The following is a 16,459-nucleotide window of genomic DNA, read 5'->3' as shown; positions in this document are numbered from 1 at the left end:
GGGGGAGGTGGCGGAGTACGGGGGAAGTGCTGCGGGGTCGGACGGGCCGGGGGGTCCGGTCCGGCCCCGTTCGCGTGCGCGGAGGGTGTTCCGGGCACGGGTGTGCCTGCGGACAGGTACGTGGCTGACTCAGACCACGGTGGTGATGGACGACGACCCCCGCAGCCGCGCAGGCCCGGGGGCGGCGCTGGAGGCCGGGGCCACCGGGCACGTACCGCTGAAGGACAACCAGGACCCGTGGCCCGAGGCGAAGCACAGCGAGGCGGAGGCCAGGGTCATGAAGGCCGTAGTCGGCACGCTGGCGCCGAGTTCGGGCACCGACGCCCCGGTGCCGGAAGCGCTGCGCGAGCCGCTGGCGAACGCGCTGGGGGAGTATGCCGGCGACACGCACCAGATCATGCGTAACGACGCCGGCTACATCAGGGCTGCCACTGATGGATATTTCACCGACGCCGACGGTTCGCATCTCGCGGTGAACGCGAAAGACCTGATCCAGGTGATGCGCGGAGTCTCCGAGGACCCGGAGGCCTACGGGACGCTGCACAAGTCGGAGTCCCGCTACATCGACCTCCGGATGGAGCGTGTCCCGGAGAACGCGAGTTATCAGCAGATGTCCCAGCCGATCCGCGAGGGAGGGAACGCTCTCGGCGTCCTGAGCGGGATCAGGGAGGACGTCATCAACGACACCCGCATGAACGAGTACGCCGAGGCCGACTGGAAGTCCAAGGCGCTCTATCACGTTGTCGGCGGCGTGCTGACCCCCATCACGGTTGGGGGATTCGCCGTGGGCGACGCTCTGCAGCGAGGCGTGGACGTATGGGCATGGGAGGTGGGAAACGCCTTGAAGGCGGAAGCGGACGCGACCGCCAACGCGGGTGTCGCCGCCCAGTTCCTCGAAACGGAGCAGCAGATGTCCCTCATGGTCGACAGTTGGGCGCAGGGCCGGTCGGACATCGACACCTCGACCGCCCAAGGCAAGGCAGTGCTGTCCACGCTTACTCAGGATGTACACGAGGCGCACGTGGATGGTGCGGCCACAGCCAACAAATACCTGTCGGACACTACGAACTGAGGACCTTTGTCCACTCCAGGAGGTTCCCCCGCCGCTGAGGACCGCGCGCCCCCCGTGTCGGAGCGCCGCGGTCGTCCGCGTCCCTGGCTGCTTGTCCTGGCCCTGTTGCTCGTCTGTCTTCTCGGCGCGGGTGTGGCGTGGTTCGTACGTGACTCCTCCAGGCCGTCCTCCTGCGAGGTGGTGCGGAACGACGCGCGTGTGGAGAAAGCGCTGGGCGACCGTTACGACGAGGGGATGGCCTGCGCCGAGCTGGGCGCGGCGGTGAAAGCGGTCACGATGGGGCAGGCCCCGGGGAAGCATTCCCTGGGCCAGGCGCAGGCGATGAAGGACGTGCTCCTCGCGGTCGCGGAGAGTGCCGATGAGGCCGACGGCGGGCTGGACGCAGGTCTGCGGCTGCCGCTGGGGCAGGTTCTCGCCGACTACCGTGCGGACCTGCAGGAGAACATGGGGCTGACTTCGGCCGCCTACGTCAGGAGTGGGCTTCCCACCAAGCCTGCCTGGGAGGACGGGGCCGGCGTTCACGTTTCGGTGGACTGGAAGACTACGCTGCTGCCGGTGGTCCGGGCGGTGTCCGAGGATCCCGGCGCCTACGCCGTGATCCGCGACGCGCTGACGCTGCAGGGCGCCGAGGGGCTCGTGGCGACGGAGCCGGACAGCACAGGCAGTGAGCTGAGCGCCCCCGCCGCACGCAGCGCGTGGGCTCTCGGCAACCTCGACGGGGTGGCTGCCGACGTGGTCCGCGATCTCGGGAAGAACCGTGGGCAGGAGTGGCAGGCGGCGGTCCTCGCCGAGCTGTCGGCGGCGGGCGATGGAGGGAAGACCGCTATTCCCGCCTTCTCCGAGGACGCGGCCGGACACCTCGTCGCCCGATGGCGCGCGGATGTGAACGACAAGGGTGCCGAAGCGCTGGAGAGCCAGGGCGCGTCGCTGTTCGGAGCGTGGTGCGACGCGGTGCGGGTCACTGGGGACGACCGGGAGGCGGCGCGCGAGCGGGTCGAAAGCGGCCAGAAGGCGGCCCGCCGCGAGGCCCTGGCATACCTGGACTGAGCTGCGACGCTGCGTCACCGGCCGCGAGGAAGCATATTCGGCCCTGCGAACCAGGAAGTGAGCGAGTGGGCACAGCAGAGGGACGTACGAGGCCGGGGCGGAAGGTCTGGGTTGCCGCGGCCGTCCTGGTCGTGGTGGTTGCCGGGCTGATGCATGGTTACCGCAACACCAATGCGCTGACGGGGGACCGGCTGTGCGGAGGGCTCGTCTCCACGGCGAAGGCGGATGGGGTTCTTCCGGGGTCCGGTCGTCTTGATGCCGAGGGGGAAGGTCTTGCCGACGAGCTGAAGGACACGGTGTGCGAGGTCGAGAAGTCGTCCGTCGTGTTCGGCTCCGGAAAGGGCACGCTGACCCTCAGGGTCCGGGAGGAAGACGGCGATGCCCCTTTGAAGGACGAAGCGTGGCCGGAACTGCCTGAGGAGTCGTTCTTCGCCGGGAAGGTGACCGGCGGAGTCGACAAGTACCGGGGATGGGTGCTGCTGCCCGAGAAGTGCTGGGCGAAGCAGCCGCTGATCGTCGGGGCAAGTTCCAGCGAACCGATCTCCGACGGCAAGGCGTTCGCCGCCCTGATCACCGATGCCGCACGCGCCGTCGCGGCCGGGGCCGCGTGCGGGTACCTGCCGGAGGAGCCCGGAACGCTCCTGCCGCCGCGCTCCGAGGCGGCCCGCCCGGCTTCCGACGGGCGGGTGTGCGGTCTTGACGGCTTCTCCGTCCGCGGCCAGGTGCCGGCGGACACCGAGGTACTCGAAGCGGGCCAGCGGGCGCCCGCCGATCTGTGGTCGTGCAGGGTCTTCCTGGACGACGACTCACGTGGCCCGGCCCGTGAGGACGGCTTCATGACGTACACGGCTTCCCGGGACCCGCTGCTCATCGCCGCTGTGAAGAAGGCGCCGGGCACCAGCAAGGGCGAGGCGCCGGGCGGGCGCGAAGCGGAGGTCGTCGAGAGGACAGGGGTTGTTCTGTCCTGTGCCCAGGGCGAGCTCTATCTGGCGTCCGAGTCGGGGCTGCAGTACTTGGAGGCCCGCAAGCGCCATCCGGACCTTCCGGCGCGGGACACGTACTTCGAGTCCTTCGTGAAATCCGCGACCGAGACCTTCGGCTGCGCCACCTCCGCGAGGCGCTGACGGACCGGGGCCCGGCCTACTCCGGAACCGGCGTCCCCACCGGCGCCCGCCGGCACCGTCCCGCCGCCGCGGCGGCCAGGCGGCCCAGGGCCTCTTCCTTCCCGCACGGGTGGGCGCCCAGGGCCGTCTGGCGGGCCACGATCCGGCGTTCCGCGCGCATCAGCCGCCAGCCGCGCCGCAGCAGGAACGGCACCGACTTGCGGCCCTCGCGCAGGTCCCGGAGCAGGCGGCGGCGGAACGTCGTGGTCGGGCGGCCGCGCAGGCAGAGCGCGTCGGCCAGGACGCCGAGTTCCTGGCAGCGCCCGACTATGTCCGCCGCGAAGATCCCCTCGGCCACGAACAGCGGTGTGCGCTCGATGTGCAGGGCCTCCCGGTCGACCCGGGAGCTGGTGGAGATGTCGTAGACCGGGACGTGGGTGCGCCCGGTGCGGCACAGCTCCATGATCGCGGCGACCGCGGCGTCGGCGTCCCAGGACTGTGCGGAGTCCCAGTCGATGTCCGTACTGCCGGGAACGAGCGGCAGCGTGGGGTCGTCGCCCTCCTTGTAGAAGTCGTCCAGGCGCAGCACCGGCAGGTCGGTGCGGGCGGCCAGGGAGGACTTGCCGGAGCCGGAAGGGCCCGCGAGCAGTACGACGCGGGTCGGGATCGGTTGGGAATTCACAGGACACGAGTGTGAGGCATTGACCCGCACAGGGGATCCCCCGGTGCCCCTGTTGGTATCGAGCATCACACCTCAACTACTCTAAGTGCTCGGCTGATTACTCGATCGTCTCGATCAGGTGGGAATTCCATGGCACGTCATGCACTTTCCAAGTCCCGGCGCCGCGCACTGCTGCGAGCAGGTCTGACCGTCACCGCGGTGGGTTCCGCGCTCGGTGCGGGGGGTGCGGCGGCCCAGGCGGCGCCGCTGCCCCACGTGCCGGTCGTGGGTGCCGACACCGCACTCGGTGAGGCCGGTGACGCCGCCGGTGGTGCGGTCACCGGGGCGCTGGGTCACTCGCTCAGGGGCGGCATCGCCCCGGTGACGCATCTGCGGCTCGACCCGCTGGCCGGCACGGGCACGGACCCACTGAACAACGCGGTGGGCACGCAGATCGCCGACTTCAAGCCGCTCTCCACGGCCGCCGTCACCGACCCGCTGACCAGCGGTGGCGCGCTGAAGGACCTGCCGGTGGTCGGGCCGCTGGCGCAGTCGCTGCACGGCGGCTGAGCAGGCGGGAACGGCCTGTCCCTCCGGGGTTCCGGAGGGACAGGCCGCTGCCGTGTGCGGGGAGTCGGTCAGTACGAGGAGCCCGAGACGCCGAGGGCGCCCGTCGGGTGCCAGACCGTCTTGGTCTCCAGGAAGGCCGTCAGGCGGCGGGTGCCGGGATCGGCCGTCCAGTCCGCGGCGCCGTCCGCGTCCACAGGCTGTGGACGCAGGACGCGCTTCAGGTTGTCGGCCGCCGCGATCTCCAGTTCCTTCGCCAGCGCGGCGTCGGCGCCCGTGAGGTCGATGGCGTTGACGTCCTGGTGGGAGGCGAGCGGCGTCGCGATCTCCGCCGTCCTGCCGGACAGGATGTTCACCACGCCGCCCGGCAGGTCGGAGGTGGCCAGCACCTCGCCCAGGGACAGGGCCGGGAGCGGAGAGTCCGCCGAGGCGACGACGACGGCCGTGTTGCCGGTCGCGATCACCGGGGCGATCACCGAGACCAGGCCCAGGAACGACGACTCCTGCGGGGCCAGGACCGTGACGACACCGGTCGGCTCGGGGGTGGACAGGTTGAAGAACGGGCCCGCGACCGGGTTCGCCCCGCCCACGACCTGGCCGATCTTGTCGGTCCAGCCCGCGTACCAGACCCAGCGGTCGATCGCCGCGTCCACGACGGCCGCCGCCTTGGACTTCGACAGGCCCTCCGCGTCCGCCACCTCCCGTACGAACTGGTCCCTGCGGCCCTCCAGCATCTCCGCGACGCGGTAGAGGACCTGGCCGCGGTTGTACGCCGTGGCGCCCGACCAGCCGCCGAACGCCTTGCGGGCGGCCACGACCGCGTCGCGCGCGTCCTTGCGGGAGGACTGGGGGGCGTTCGCCAGCCACTTGCCCTTCGAGTCCGTCACCTCGTACACCCGGCCGCTCTCGGAGCGGGGGAACTTGCCCCCGACGTACAGCTTGTAGGTCTTGAAGACGCTCAGACGGTTATCGGACATCGAGGTACGCCTCCAGGCCGTGACGGCCGCCTTCGCGGCCGAAGCCCGACTCCTTGTATCCGCCGAAGGGCGAGGTCGGGTCGAACTTGTTGAACGTGTTGGCCCAGACGACGCCCGCCCGGAGCTTGTTCGCCACCGCGAGGATGCGGGAGCCCTTCTCCGTCCAGATGCCGGCCGAGAGGCCGTACTGGCTGTTGTTGGCCTTGGCGACCGCCTCGTCGGGCGTGCGGAAGGACAGCACCGACAGCACCGGGCCGAAGATCTCGTCGCGGGCGATGGTGTGCGCCTGGGTGACGTTGGTGAACAGCGTCGGCGCGAACCAGTAACCGGCGGAGGGGAGTTCGCAGGGGGCGCTCCAGCGTTCCGCGCCCTCCGCCTCGCCCGTCTCGGTGAGCGCGGTGATCCGGGCGAGCTGCTCCGCGGAGTTGATCGCGCCGATGTCGGTGTTCTTGTCCAGCGGGTCGCCCAGCCGGAGCGTGGAGAGACGGCGCTTCAGCGCGTCCAGCAGCTCGTCCTGGACCGACTCCTGGACGAGCAGGCGCGAGCCCGCGCAGCAGACCTGGCCCTGGTTGAAGAAGATGCCGGTGACGATGCCCTCGACGGCCTGGTCGATCGGGGCGTCGTCGAAGACGATGTTGGCGCCCTTGCCGCCCAGTTCGAGGGTGACCTTCTTGCCGGTGCCGGCGACCTGGCGGGCGATGGCCTTGCCGACCGCGGTCGAGCCGGTGAACGCGACCTTGTCGACGTCCTCGTGCTCGACGAGGGCGGCGCCCGCGTCCCCGTACCCGGGAAGGATGTTCACGACGCCCCTGGGCAGGCCTGCCTGGCGGCAGATGTCCGCGAAGAACAGCGCGGAGAGCGGCGTCGTCTCGGCGGGCTTGAGGACCACCGTGTTGCCGGTGGCGAGCGCCGGGGCGATCTTCCAGGCCAGCATCAGGAGGGGGAAGTTCCAGGGGATGACCTGGCCCGCGACGCCGAGGGGGGCCGGGTTCGGGCCGTAGCCCGCGTGGTCCAGCTTGTCGGCCCAGCCCGCGTAGTAGAAGAAGTGCGCGGCGACGAGGGGGAGGTCGGCGTCCCTCGTCTCCTTGATCGGCTTGCCGTTGTCCAGGGTCTCCAGGACGGCGAGCTCGCGGCTGCGCTCCTGGATGATCCGGGCGATCCGGAAGAGGTACTTGGCGCGCTCGGAGCCGGGCAGCGCCGACCACTTCTCGAACGCCTTGCGGGCCGCCTTCACGGCCCGGTCGACGTCGGCCGCACCGGCCTGCGCGACCTCGGAGAGCACCTCCTCGGTGCTCGGCGAGACCGTCTTGAAGACCTTGCCGTCGGCCGCCTCGGTGAACTCGCCGTCGATGAACAGTCCGTACGAGGGCGCGATGTCGACGACCGCGCGCGACTCGGGGGCGGGGGCGTACTCGAATGCAGATGCCATGGGGATCAGTCCACCGTCACGTAATCGGGGCCGGAGTAACGGCCGGTGCTGAGCTTCTGGCGCTGCATCAGCAGGTCGTTCAGCAGGCTGGAGGCGCCGAACCGGAACCAGTGGTTGTCCAGCCAGTCCTCGCCCGCCGTCTCGTTCACCAGCACCAGGAACTTGATCGCGTCCTTGGAGGTGCGGATGCCGCCGGCCGGCTTCACGCCGATCTGTACGCCGGTCTGCGCGCGGAAGTCGCGCACGGCCTCCAGCATCAGCAGCGTATTGGCGGGCGTGGCGTTGGTCCCGACCTTGCCGGTCGAGGTCTTGATGAAGTCGGCGCCCGCCAGCATGCCGAGCCAGGAGGCGCGGCGGATGTTGTCGTACGTGGACAGCTCGCCGGTCTCGAAGATCACCTTCAGCCGGGCGTCGGGGCCGTCGGCCCGCGCGCACTCGGCCTTCACGGCGAGGATCTCCTCGTACACCTTCAGATAGCGGCCGGAGAGGAAGGCGCCCCGGTCGATCACCATGTCGATCTCGTCGGCCCCGGCGGCCACGGCGTCGCGGACGTCCGCGAGCTTCACGTCGAGCGCGGCGCGGCCGGCCGGGAAGGCCGTCGCCACGGAGGCCACCTTCACGCCGGAGCCGGCCAGCGCGGCGACGGCGGTCGCCGCCATGTCGGGGTAGACGCAGACCGCCGCGGTGCGCGGGGTCGTGCGGTCGGTCGGGTCGGGATTGACGGCCTTGGCGGCGAGAGCCCGGACCTTGCCCGGGGTGTCCGCGCCTTCCAGCGTCGTCAGGTCGATCATCGAGATGGCCAGGTCGATGGCGTACGCCTTGGCGGTCGTCTTGATCGAACGGGTTCCGAGGGACGCGGCGCGCGCTTCGAGGCCGACGGCGTCGACGCCGGGCAGCCCGTGCAGGAAGCGGCGCAGCGCACTGTCGGACGCGGTCGCGTCGGAGAATGCGGGAGCAGTGGTGGGCATGGTCACCAGGGGAGCATATCTACGCGCGTAGCGACCTGTACAGGGGGACCACCTCTCCGCGCGGGACGCGGTACCGGGGCGGCCGCCCCGGCACCCCGCCGGGGCGTCAGGCAGAATCGGGCCCATGACGAGCCCCACACCACCCGCCGAGCCGGTCTACGCCGACCGGACCTTCCGCTCGCCCGCCGGGATGGTCGGGGGCGTCCTGCTGCTCCTGCTCATCTGCTGGATCGGCGGGGACGCAGCGTTCCGGGGCGAGGGCCGGGTGCCCTGGCTGGCGCTCGCCGGGATGCTCACGGCGGTGCCGATGGTCGTCGCGTTCACGCTGCGGCCGGTCGTGCTCGCCAACGACCACCGCATCCGGATCCGCAACCCGTTCCGGACGATCAGCATGCCGTGGACCGAGGTCTCGGACCTGCGGGCCGGGTATTCGTGCGAGCTGTTCACCGAGGGCGGCGCCAAGTACCAGCTCTGGGCGGTGCCGGTGTCGCTGCGGCAGCGGAAGAAGGCGGCCCGGCAGCAGTCCCGGCGGTCGCTGGACGACCCGTACGACCGCACGTCCGTGCACGCCGACGTCCGTGACACCAAGGCCCGGATGGCGACGGCCGACCAGACCATGGCGGACCTGCGCGAACTGGCGGAGCGGGCGAAGACGGGCGGCGCGGCCGCCGGGGAGTCCGCCGAGTCGTCGGTGTCGGTGCGCTGGGCGTTCGAGGTGATCGCGCCGACGGTGGTGGGCGCGCTGCTGCTGGTGGTGCTGCTCGCGACCGGCTGAGACCGGACACGGGTGAGGCCCGCACCGCGTTCGCCGGTGCGGGCCTCACCCGTGTCCGGGGCCTTGCCCGACGCCGACGTGGCCCCCGGCGGCGGTCGCACCGCCCGTCGTGGACGTCCCGCCGAAGGTCCGGCGCCAGTGCCGTCCGTGGCCGCCCCGACCGCGGTCCTCGGGCCGCCCGCAGGAGCCCCGGACGCGGACGGCCGCCCCGACCGGCCGGGACGTGGCGTCGTTGTCCGAGTCCGGGGTGCGGCGCGGCCCGACGTGCGGCCCGCCCCCACGGACGGCGGCGCGAGCCGTCCGCGTGACAGGTCGTGCTGCTCGGGCGGGTGCCGCCGCGGCCGGCCCCCTCGGCCGCCGACCGGGGGTCAGATCCCGGCGGCGGCCGCCAGATCGCGCTTGATCCCGTCGAGCAGCCGGGCGCCCTCGGCGCGGGCCGCCGGAAGTTCGTCCGCCGAGGCGACCGGCACCACGACCTCCAGGTAGCACTTGAGCTTCGGCTCGGTGCCGCTCGGGCGGACGATCACCCGGGCGCCCCGCAGGTGGTAGCGGAGCCCGTCGGTGGGCGGCAGCAGCTCCGTTCCCCGCGCCAGGTCCTCGGCCGAGGTGACGTCGAGGCCCGCGAGCGCGGCCGGAGGCCGCTCGCGCAGCCGCGCCATGGCGTCGGAGATGACCGACAGGTCCTTCACCCGCACCGACAGCTGGTCGGTGGCGTGCAGCCCGTGCGCGAGCGCGAGGTCGTCGAGGAGATCGAGCAGCGTACGCCCTCGCTCCTTGAGCACCGAGGCCAGCTCGGCGACGAGCAGCGCGGCCGTTATGCCGTCCTTGTCGCGCACGCCGTCGGGGTCGACGCAGTAGCCGAGCGCCTCCTCGTACCCGTACCGCAGCCCGTCCACCCGGGCGATCCACTTGAAGCCGGTCAGCGTCTCCTCGTGACCGAGCCCCGCCTTCGCGGCGATCCGGCCGAGCAGCGAGGACGACACGATCGACTCGGCGAAGACCCCGCTCACGCCCCGGTCCACCAGATGGGCGGCGAGCAGCGCACCGACCTCGTCGCCGCGCAGCATCCGCCAGCCGCCCTCGGCGGCCGGGTCCGGGACGGCAACGGCGCAGCGGTCGGCGTCCGGGTCGTTGGCGATGACGATGTCGGGGTCCGTGCGGCGCGCGGTCGCGAAGGCGAGGTCCATCGCGCCGGGCTCCTCCGGATTGGGGAACGCGACGGTGGGGAACGCCGGGTCCGGCTCGGCCTGCTCCGCGACGAGCACCGGCGCGGGGAACCCGGCCCGGTCGAACGCGGCGGTCAGCACGGAGGTACCGACACCGTGCATCGCCGTGTACACGACCCGGGCGGTACGCGGCGACCCGGTGGCGAGCACGGTGTCCGTACGGGCCAGATAGGCCGCCAGGACCTCGTCGCCGAGGGTCTCCCAGCCGTCGTCGGGGCGGGCCACGCCGTCGAGCGGGCCGACGCCGGCGATCGCGGCGGCGATCTCGCCGTCCGCCGGGGGGACGATCTGCGAGCCGTCGCCGAGGTAGACCTTGTAGCCGTTGTCGCGCGGCGGGTTGTGGCTGGCGGTCACCTCGACGCCCGCGACGGCGCCCAGGTGCCTTATGGCGTACGCCAGCACGGGAGTGGGGAGCGGGCGGGGGAGCACCGCCGCCCGCAGGCCCGCGCCGGTCATCACGGCTGCGGTGTCGCGGGCGAAGTCGGCGGACCTGTACCGGGCGTCGTACCCGATGACGACGAGCCCGCCGCCCTGCCCCTGCGCCTTGAGGTAGGCGGCGAGGCCGGCCGCGGCGCGGATGACGACGGAGCGGTTCATCCGCATCGGCCCGGCGCCCAGCTCACCGCGGAGCCCGGCGGTGCCGAACTGCAGCGTGCCGGCGAACCGTGCGGCGAGCTCGTCGAGATCCGCGGCCTCGATGAGCCCGGCGAGCTCGTCGCGGGTCTCGGGATCGGGGTCCTCCGCGAGCCATGCCCTGGCCTGCGCGATGAGGTCCTGCTGCACGGTGTCCGCCTTTCCGGCTGTCCGGGGTGTCTTCGTGGGTGGGGTGCGGCCCCGGGGTCCGGCCCCGGGGAACGGCCGCGACCGGTCAGATGCGTTCGAGGACCCGGGCCAGCAGCGCGCCCATGCGCGTGGCGGAGTCCCGGCCCGCCTGGAGCACCTCTTCGTGGTTGAGCGGCTCCCCGCTCAGCCCGGCCGCGAGGTTGGTGACCAGCGAGATGCCCAGCACCTCGGCGCCCGCCTCGCGGGCGGCGATGGCCTCCAGCACGGTGGACATGCCGACCAGGTCGCCGCCCATCACGCGGACCATGTTGATCTCGGCCGGCGTCTCGTAGTGCGGGCCGGGGAACTGCACGTACACGCCCTCTTCGAGGGTCTCGTCGACCTCCTTGCACAGCGCGCGCAGCCGCGGCGAGTACAGGTCGGTCAGGTCGACGAAGTTGGCGCCGATGATCGGGGACGCCGCCGTCAGGTTGATGTGGTCGCTGATCAGCACCGGCTGACCGGGGCGCATGCCCTCGCGCAGACCGCCGCAGCCATTGGTCAGGACGACGGTCCGGCAGCCGGCCGCGACGGCGGTACGGACCCCGTGCGCGACGGCGGCCACGCCCCGGCCCTCGTAGAAGTGGGTGCGGCCCAGGAAGACCAGGACCCGCTTCTCACCGATCCGGTACGAGCGGATCGTCCCGCCGTGCCCCTGTACCGCGGGCGCCGGGAAACCGGGCAGCTCGGTCACCGGGAACTCGGCCTCCGGAGCGCCGAGCGCATCGCCCGCGGGCGCCCAGCCGGAACCCATCACGAGCGCGACGTCGTGGGTCTCGGCACCGGTCAGCTCGCGCAGGCGGGCGGCGGCGTCGGCGGCGGCCGTGTACGGGTCGCCCTGGATGTTGTCCGGAATAACTGATGCGTTCACGCGGATGAGGGTAGCCGGTGATTCCCTACGCGCGTAGATGCCCATGCGCAGAGTCTGTACGCGATTGCTCGTACTTTCACACAAAAGTGCTGGTCGGCCGGGTCAGCAGGGGCGCTTGCGGAGTTCCATCACATAGTCGTGCGGCGCGCCCGCGGACTCCGCGGCGTCGGCGATCTCGCCCAGGTAGCGGGCGGACGGCAGCCCGCCCTCGTAGCCGTTCAGCACGTACATCCAGGCCGGCTCCTCGCCGTCCAGGGTGTGCACCCGCACCCGCATCCGCCGGTAGATGTCGAGGCCGACACCCTCCCACCGGTCCATGGAGTCCTCGTCCATCGGCGCCAGGTCGTACAGCGCCACGAAGACCTGGGAACGGGGCGCCTCCACCACCGTGGCCAGCGCGCCTTCCCAGCCCATCTGCTCCCCGCCGAAGGTCAGCCGCCAGCCGTTGAGCCAGCCGGTGCCGCGCAGCGGGGAATGCGGTGCGCGGCGCGTCATCAGCCGCGCGTCGAGGTTGCCGGCGTACGCGGCGTAGAGCGACATGGGTTCGAGGGTACGGGAGGTGACGGGGGGAACGTCGATTCCGGTGCGGAAGACCACTCGCGAGGTTCCGCTTCCCGCTCCCGGGCCCCGGCGCGCACGCCCCGGCGCACGTATGGAGGGCCCCGGGGCGAAGCACCTTGGCGCGTGCGGGACAATGAAGTACGTACTGCATTCCCCCGGGGCGCTCCCCCGGACCCCCGGCCGGGGCAGCAGACGGCCGCGGGATGACATACGCGAGGCGGACTTTTCGTGACCCGGATCGTGATCATCGGCGGCGGACCCGGCGGCTACGAGGCGGCGTTGGTGGGCGCCCAGCTCGGTGCGGAGGTGACCGTCGTCGACTGCGACGGCCTCGGCGGCGCGTCCGTGCTCACCGACTGCGTGCCCTCGAAGACCCTGATCGCGACGGCGGAGGTGATGACCACCTTCGACTCCTCGTACCAGGAGCTGGGCATCATCGTCGCGGACGACACCCCGCACGTGGAGCAGGCCGCCCGCGTCGTCGGCGTCGACCTCGGCAAGGTCAACCGACGGGTGAAGCGCCTGGCGCTCGCCCAGTCCCACGACATCACCGCCTCCGTCACCCGGGCCGGCGCCCGCGTGATGCGCGGCCGCGGCCGGCTGGACGGCCTCCAGGCCGCCGACGGCTCCCGCAAGGTCGTCGTGACCGCCGCCGACGGCACCGAGGAGACGCTCACCGCCGACGCCGTGCTGATCGCCACCGGCGGTCACCCCCGGGAGATCCCGGACGCGCTGCCCGACGGCGAGCGGATCCTGAACTGGACCCAGGTCTACGACCTCGACGAGCTCCCCGAGGAGCTCATCGTGGTCGGCTCCGGCGTGACGGGCGCCGAGTTCGCGGGCGCCTACCAGGCGCTCGGCTCGCGCGTCACCCTCGTCTCGTCCCGCGACCGGGTGCTGCCGGGCGAGGACCCGGATGCGGCAGCCGTGCTGGAGGACGTCTTCCGGCGCCGCGGCATGAACGTCATGGCCCGCTCCCGCGCCCAGGCCGCCAAGCGGGTCGGCGACCGGGTCGAGGTCACCCTCGCCGACGGCCGGGTCATCTCCGGCTCGCACTGCCTGATGGCGGTCGGCGCGATCCCCAACAGCGCGGGCATGGGCCTGGAGGAGGCCGGGGTCCGGCTCAAGGAGTCCGGCCACATCTGGACCGACAAGGTCTCGCGCACCAGCGCGCCCGGCGTGTACGCGGCCGGTGACGTCACCGGGATCTTCGCCCTCGCCTCGGTCGCCGCCATGCAGGGCCGGATCGCGATGTACCACTTCCTCGGCGACGCGGTGGCCCCGCTGGACCTGAAGACGGTCTCGTCGAACGTCTTCACCGACCCCGAGATCGCCACCGTCGGCTACACCCAGGCCGACGTCGACGCGGGCAAGATCGACGCCCGGGTGGTCAAGCTGCCGCTGCTGCGCAATCCGCGCGCCAAGATGCAGGGCATCCGCGACGGCTTCGTCAAGATCTTCTGCCGTCCCGGCACCGGCATCGTGGTCGGCGGCTGTGTCGTCGCGCCGCGCGCGAGCGAACTCATTCACCCCATCTCGATCGCGGTCGACAACAATTTGACGGTGGAACAGATCGCAAACGCCTTCACGGTGTATCCGTCCCTGTCGGGTTCGATCGCCGAAGTGGCCCGGCAGTTGCACACCCGTAAGCGCGCGGGCGAGGCGTAACCGCCCCGGGAACCCGGTAAATCCCCGGCAACTCCCGGCAACTCGGGCGGTCCGGCGACGGCCACCCGATCAGTACAGAACAACAACGGGGCCGCCTATACCACTTGGCGGCCCCTTGTATGTACAACTTCCGTTATTCGGCGCAAACCGCTGAAAACACTCGGGCGGTCACGTTACTGTCAGTTTCGTGTTCGCTGCAGAACGTCGTCAGTTGATCCTCGAAATGGTGCGTGCCAACGGGGCGGTATCGCTCCGTGAGCTCGCCCGCGTCGTCCAGACCTCCGAAGTGACCGTACGGCGGGACGTGCGGGCACTGGAGGCAGAAGGACTCCTCGACCGCCGGCACGGCGGTGCGGTACTGCCGGGCGGTTTCACGCGGGACTCCGGCATTCCGCAGAAATCCCATCTCGCCACCGCGGAGAAGACGGCCATCGCCGACCTGGCCGCCGGTCTCGTCGAGGAGGGCGAGGCCATCGTCGTCGGTGCCGGTACGACCACGCAGGAGCTGGCCCGCCGGCTCGCGCGCGTCCCCGGCCTGACCGTCGTCACCAACTCCCTGCTGGTCGCCCAGGCGTTGGCCCATGCCAACCGGGTGGAGGTGGTGATGACCGGCGGCACCCTGCGCGGTTCCAACTACGCCCTGGTGGGCAGCGGCGCCGAGCAGTCCCTTCAGGGGCTGCGGGTCTCGCGCGCGTTCCTCTCCGGGAGCGGGCTCACCGCGGAGCGTGGCCTGTCCACGTCCAACATGCTCTCCGCGAGCGTGGACCGGGCGCTGGTGCAGGCGGCCGCCGAGGTGGTGGTCCTGGCCGACCACACCAAGCTCGGCTCCGACACCATGTTCCAGACGGTGCCGACCGACCTCATCACCCGTCTGGTGACGGACGAGCCTCCCGGCCACGACGACCGCGCCGCCACCGAGCTGCAGGCCCTCGCGGACCAGGGGGTACAGATCGCGGTGGCCGGCTCGGGAAGCGGCACCACGACGGCCGAGAACCTGCCGCACGGCCGGCAGCAGGGCCGCCGTGACATGCCGCTGCCCGGCCAGCGCCGTACGCCCGGGAGCGGGCCCGGGGGACCGGGCCCGCAGCAGCTGCGGAGCGCGGCGGTGGTGGCGGAGCAGGGGGACCGGGCGCGGGTGGCGGACCTGCGGCGCCGGTAGGAAGCGGGCCCCCACGTCGGCGGGGCGGAATTCCGGCCCCGACGGTGTTTCGGGCGCGGGATCCGGGCGGAGCCCCGGTTGCGGTGAGGGGCGGGCGGGGGAACAGCCCCGCGCGGCAGGCGAACGCGCACCGTCCCGCTGCCCGCTCAGCCCTCCTCCGCGCGCGCCCCCTTGAGTCCCTGCAAGGTCAGCATCAGCAGCCGCCCCGCCAACTCCGGGTCGTCCGGAGACTGTTCGGCTGCCAGCGCGATCGCATTCGTCAGCTGCAGCAGGTCGCCGATCGACACATCCGGCCGCACCGCCCCGCTCTCCTGCGCCCGCACCAGCAGCACCGCCCCCGCCTCGCGCAACGGCACATTGCACTGCGAGAGGGCCGAAGTCTCGTCCCGTGACGTCGACATGAGTGCCTGAGCCAGCCCCCGGTATTCACCCGCGTGGGCGATGATCGCGCCCAGCCACTCCACCAGCCCCGCACACGGCTGCCGCGCCTGCGCGAGCTCCCGGGAACGGGTGATCAGAGACGTCAGGGCCTCCTGGAAGACCGCGTTCATCAGTGCGTGCCGGTTCGGGAAGTGCCGGTACAGCGTGCCGATCCCCACGCCCGCGCGCCGCGCGATGTCCTCCAGGGACGCATCGGTGCCGTGCTCCGCGAAGGCGGTCCGGGCCTCGCCCAGCAGCCGGTCGTAGTTCCGGCGCGCGTCGGCACGCATGGGACGGGGCGGCGTCTGCGCCGTACTGGTCGCCATCGCGCAGCCTCCCTTCTTCCGCCTCGGGGTCCAGGATGCCATCGCACGCCACCCGGGTGCGCCGGGACCGCCGCGTACGGCAAAGGGCCCCGCGGGAAGCCATAAGGCTCCGCGGGGCCCCTGAGGCCGGATACCGCGTCGATCAGTCCTTGATCTCGCAGATGACGGCGCCGGAGGAGACCGAGCTGCCGACCTCGGCGGCGAGGCCCTTGACGGTGCCGGAGCGGTGCGCGTTGAGGGGTTGTTCCATCTTCATGGCTTCCAGGACGACGACGAGGTCGCCTTCCTGGACTTGCTGGCCTTCTTCGACGGCGATCTTGACGATGGTGCCCTGCATGGGGGATGCGAGGGTGTCGCCGGAGACGGCCGAGCCGGACTTCTTCGCGGCGCGGCGTTTGGGTTTGGCGCCTGCGGCGAGTCCGGTGCGGGCCAGGCTCATGCCGAGTGAGGAGGGCAGGGAGACCTCCAGGCGTTTGCCGCCGACCTCGACCACGACGGTCTCGCGGCCGGCTTCTTCCTCGGTCTCGGTGTCGGCGGTGGCGGTGAAGGGTTTGATGTCGTTGACGAACTCGGTTTCGATCCAGCGGGTGTGGACGTGGAACGGTTCGCTGGTGAAGGCGGGGTCGGTGACGACGGCGCGGTGGAAGGGGATGGCGGTGGCCATGCCTTCGACGTTGAATTCGGCCAGTGCGCGGGCGGCGCGCTGGAGTGCCTGTTCGCGGGTCGCGCCGGTCACGACGAGTTTGGCGAGCAGGGAGTCCCAGGCGGGGCCGATGACGGAGCCGGATTCGACGCCGGCGTCGAGGC

The 16,459-nt window shown here is 71.8% G+C and carries 16 protein-coding genes; 7 read left to right on the top strand and 9 right to left on the bottom strand.

The genetic code is table 11. The features are described from left to right. The first annotated feature begins 145 nt into the window (after nucleotides 1-145). The 3 genes from AADR41_RS36205 (at nucleotide 146) to AADR41_RS36195 (ending at nucleotide 3,243) form a co-directional block, all read left to right on the top strand. Entirely contained in the window at nucleotides 146-1,072 is a 927-nt protein-coding gene (locus AADR41_RS36205) for a hypothetical protein (protein WP_342286222.1), read from the top strand. A gap of 54 nt (nucleotides 1,073-1,126) precedes the next feature. Further along, the gene (locus AADR41_RS36200) at nucleotides 1,127-2,119 is read left to right on the top strand and encodes a hypothetical protein (protein ID WP_342286221.1); all 993 of its coding nucleotides are present in this window, start codon (nucleotides 1,127-1,129) and stop codon (nucleotides 2,117-2,119) included. A 65-nt stretch (nucleotides 2,120-2,184) separates the two neighbouring features. Beyond that, nucleotides 2,185-3,243, top strand: a complete 1,059-nt coding sequence (locus AADR41_RS36195) for a hypothetical protein (RefSeq protein ID WP_342286220.1) — start codon at nucleotides 2,185-2,187, stop codon at nucleotides 3,241-3,243. Nucleotides 3,244-3,259: 16 nt separating this feature from the next. Here the strand turns inward: AADR41_RS36195 and AADR41_RS36190 are convergent, their stop codons facing one another. Further along, on the bottom strand, nucleotides 3,260-3,970 hold the full coding sequence (locus AADR41_RS36190; RefSeq protein WP_342286219.1) for a uridine kinase family protein: 711 nt from the start codon (nucleotides 3,968-3,970) through the stop codon (nucleotides 3,260-3,262). A gap of 63 nt (nucleotides 3,971-4,033) precedes the next feature. Between AADR41_RS36190 and AADR41_RS36185 the strand changes: the two genes are divergently transcribed. Next, nucleotides 4,034-4,453 (top strand): hypothetical protein, encoded by a 420-nt coding sequence (locus tag AADR41_RS36185; RefSeq protein WP_342286218.1) that lies wholly within the window; start codon nucleotides 4,034-4,036, stop codon nucleotides 4,451-4,453. 68 nt (nucleotides 4,454-4,521) lie between these two features. Here AADR41_RS36185 and AADR41_RS36180 read toward each other — a convergent pair whose 3' ends face one another. The 3 genes from AADR41_RS36180 to deoC are packed head-to-tail and all read right to left on the bottom strand — an operon-like array spanning nucleotide 4,522 to nucleotide 7,824. Then, a complete protein-coding gene (locus tag AADR41_RS36180) occupies nucleotides 4,522-5,427 on the bottom strand; it encodes an aldehyde dehydrogenase family protein (RefSeq protein ID WP_342286216.1) in 906 nt (301 codons plus the stop codon). Beyond that, entirely contained in the window at nucleotides 5,417-6,856 is a 1,440-nt protein-coding gene (locus AADR41_RS36175; RefSeq protein ID WP_342286214.1) for an aldehyde dehydrogenase family protein, read from the bottom strand. The genes AADR41_RS36180 and AADR41_RS36175 overlap by 11 nt, the downstream gene beginning before the upstream one ends. Nucleotides 6,857-6,861: 5 nt before the next feature. Further along, entirely contained in the window at nucleotides 6,862-7,824 is a 963-nt protein-coding gene (gene deoC / locus AADR41_RS36170; protein WP_259928267.1) for a deoxyribose-phosphate aldolase, read from the bottom strand. A gap of 124 nt (nucleotides 7,825-7,948) precedes the next feature. On the opposite strand from deoC, the gene AADR41_RS36165 reads away from it, so the two are divergent. Next, the gene (locus tag AADR41_RS36165) at nucleotides 7,949-8,599 is read left to right on the top strand and encodes a PH domain-containing protein (protein WP_342286213.1); all 651 of its coding nucleotides are present in this window, start codon (nucleotides 7,949-7,951) and stop codon (nucleotides 8,597-8,599) included. 368 nt (nucleotides 8,600-8,967) lie between these two features. On the opposite strand, the gene AADR41_RS36160 is transcribed toward AADR41_RS36165, so the two are convergent. The 3 genes from AADR41_RS36160 to AADR41_RS36150 all read right to left on the bottom strand — a co-directional run bounded on the left by AADR41_RS36160 (nucleotide 8,968) and on the right by AADR41_RS36150 (nucleotide 12,058). Beyond that, complete coding sequence (locus AADR41_RS36160; RefSeq protein WP_342286211.1) at nucleotides 8,968-10,608, bottom strand: phospho-sugar mutase; 1,641 nt, start codon at nucleotides 10,606-10,608, stop codon at nucleotides 8,968-8,970. Nucleotides 10,609-10,693: 85 nt separating this feature from the next. Then, nucleotides 10,694-11,518 carry a purine-nucleoside phosphorylase gene (locus AADR41_RS36155; protein ID WP_342286210.1) on the bottom strand — a complete coding sequence of 275 codons (825 nt, stop codon included), beginning with the start codon at nucleotides 11,516-11,518 and terminating at the stop codon, nucleotides 10,694-10,696. Nucleotides 11,519-11,620: 102 nt separating this feature from the next. Then, nucleotides 11,621-12,058, bottom strand: coding sequence for a gamma-glutamylcyclotransferase (locus tag AADR41_RS36150; protein WP_072486709.1), 438 nt, complete (start codon nucleotides 12,056-12,058; stop codon nucleotides 11,621-11,623). A gap of 249 nt (nucleotides 12,059-12,307) precedes the next feature. Here AADR41_RS36150 and AADR41_RS36145 point away from each other — a divergent pair, with 249 nt between their 5' ends. Both AADR41_RS36145 and AADR41_RS36140 read left to right on the top strand, forming a co-directional pair. Next, complete coding sequence (locus AADR41_RS36145) at nucleotides 12,308-13,747, top strand: NAD(P)H-quinone dehydrogenase (protein WP_342286207.1); 1,440 nt, start codon at nucleotides 12,308-12,310, stop codon at nucleotides 13,745-13,747. A gap of 223 nt (nucleotides 13,748-13,970) precedes the next feature. Further along, a complete protein-coding gene (locus tag AADR41_RS36140) occupies nucleotides 13,971-14,906 on the top strand; it encodes a DeoR/GlpR family DNA-binding transcription regulator (protein ID WP_446751170.1) in 936 nt (311 codons plus the stop codon). 146 nt (nucleotides 14,907-15,052) lie between these two features. Here AADR41_RS36140 and AADR41_RS36135 read toward each other — a convergent pair whose 3' ends face one another. Beyond that, nucleotides 15,053-15,652 (bottom strand): TetR/AcrR family transcriptional regulator, encoded by a 600-nt coding sequence (locus AADR41_RS36135; protein ID WP_342286205.1) that lies wholly within the window; start codon nucleotides 15,650-15,652, stop codon nucleotides 15,053-15,055. 142 nt (nucleotides 15,653-15,794) lie between these two features. Continuing rightward, nucleotides 15,795-16,459 (bottom strand): biotin/lipoyl-containing protein (locus AADR41_RS36130; protein WP_342286204.1); only part of this gene is annotated, 665 nt, incomplete at its 5' end.

Origin of the sequence: Streptomyces sp. CLV115, from assembly GCF_038448545.1 — a bacterium.
In the GTDB taxonomy this organism is placed as follows: domain Bacteria; phylum Actinomycetota; class Actinomycetes; order Streptomycetales; family Streptomycetaceae; genus Streptomyces; species Streptomyces sanglieri.
The sequence above is the reverse complement of the archived record's forward strand: the minus strand, read 5'-3'. Positions and strand labels throughout refer to the sequence as shown.

What these genes read in the sequence shown, in the direction of transcription:
- AADR41_RS36205 (WP_342286222.1), top strand. Translation starts at nt 146, where the DNA reads ATGGACGACGACCCCCGCAGCCGCGCAGGCCCGGGGGCGGCGCTGGAG.
- AADR41_RS36190 (WP_342286219.1), bottom strand. Translation starts at nt 3,970, where the DNA reads ATGCTCGATACCAACAGGGGCACCGGGGGATCCCCTGTGCGGGTCAAT.
- AADR41_RS36185 (WP_342286218.1), top strand. Translation starts at nt 4,034, where the DNA reads ATGGCACGTCATGCACTTTCCAAGTCCCGGCGCCGCGCACTGCTGCGA.
- AADR41_RS36180 (WP_342286216.1), bottom strand. Translation starts at nt 5,427, where the DNA reads ATGTCCGATAACCGTCTGAGCGTCTTCAAGACCTACAAGCTGTACGTC.
- AADR41_RS36175 (WP_342286214.1), bottom strand. Translation starts at nt 6,856, where the DNA reads ATGGCATCTGCATTCGAGTACGCCCCCGCCCCCGAGTCGCGCGCGGTC.
- deoC (WP_259928267.1), bottom strand. Translation starts at nt 7,824, where the DNA reads ATGCCCACCACTGCTCCCGCATTCTCCGACGCGACCGCGTCCGACAGT.
- AADR41_RS36165 (WP_342286213.1), top strand. Translation starts at nt 7,949, where the DNA reads ATGACGAGCCCCACACCACCCGCCGAGCCGGTCTACGCCGACCGGACC.
- AADR41_RS36150 (WP_072486709.1), bottom strand. Translation starts at nt 12,058, where the DNA reads ATGTCGCTCTACGCCGCGTACGCCGGCAACCTCGACGCGCGGCTGATG.
- AADR41_RS36140 (WP_446751170.1), top strand. Translation starts at nt 13,971, where the DNA reads ATGGTGCGTGCCAACGGGGCGGTATCGCTCCGTGAGCTCGCCCGCGTC.
- AADR41_RS36135 (WP_342286205.1), bottom strand. Translation starts at nt 15,652, where the DNA reads ATGGCGACCAGTACGGCGCAGACGCCGCCCCGTCCCATGCGTGCCGAC.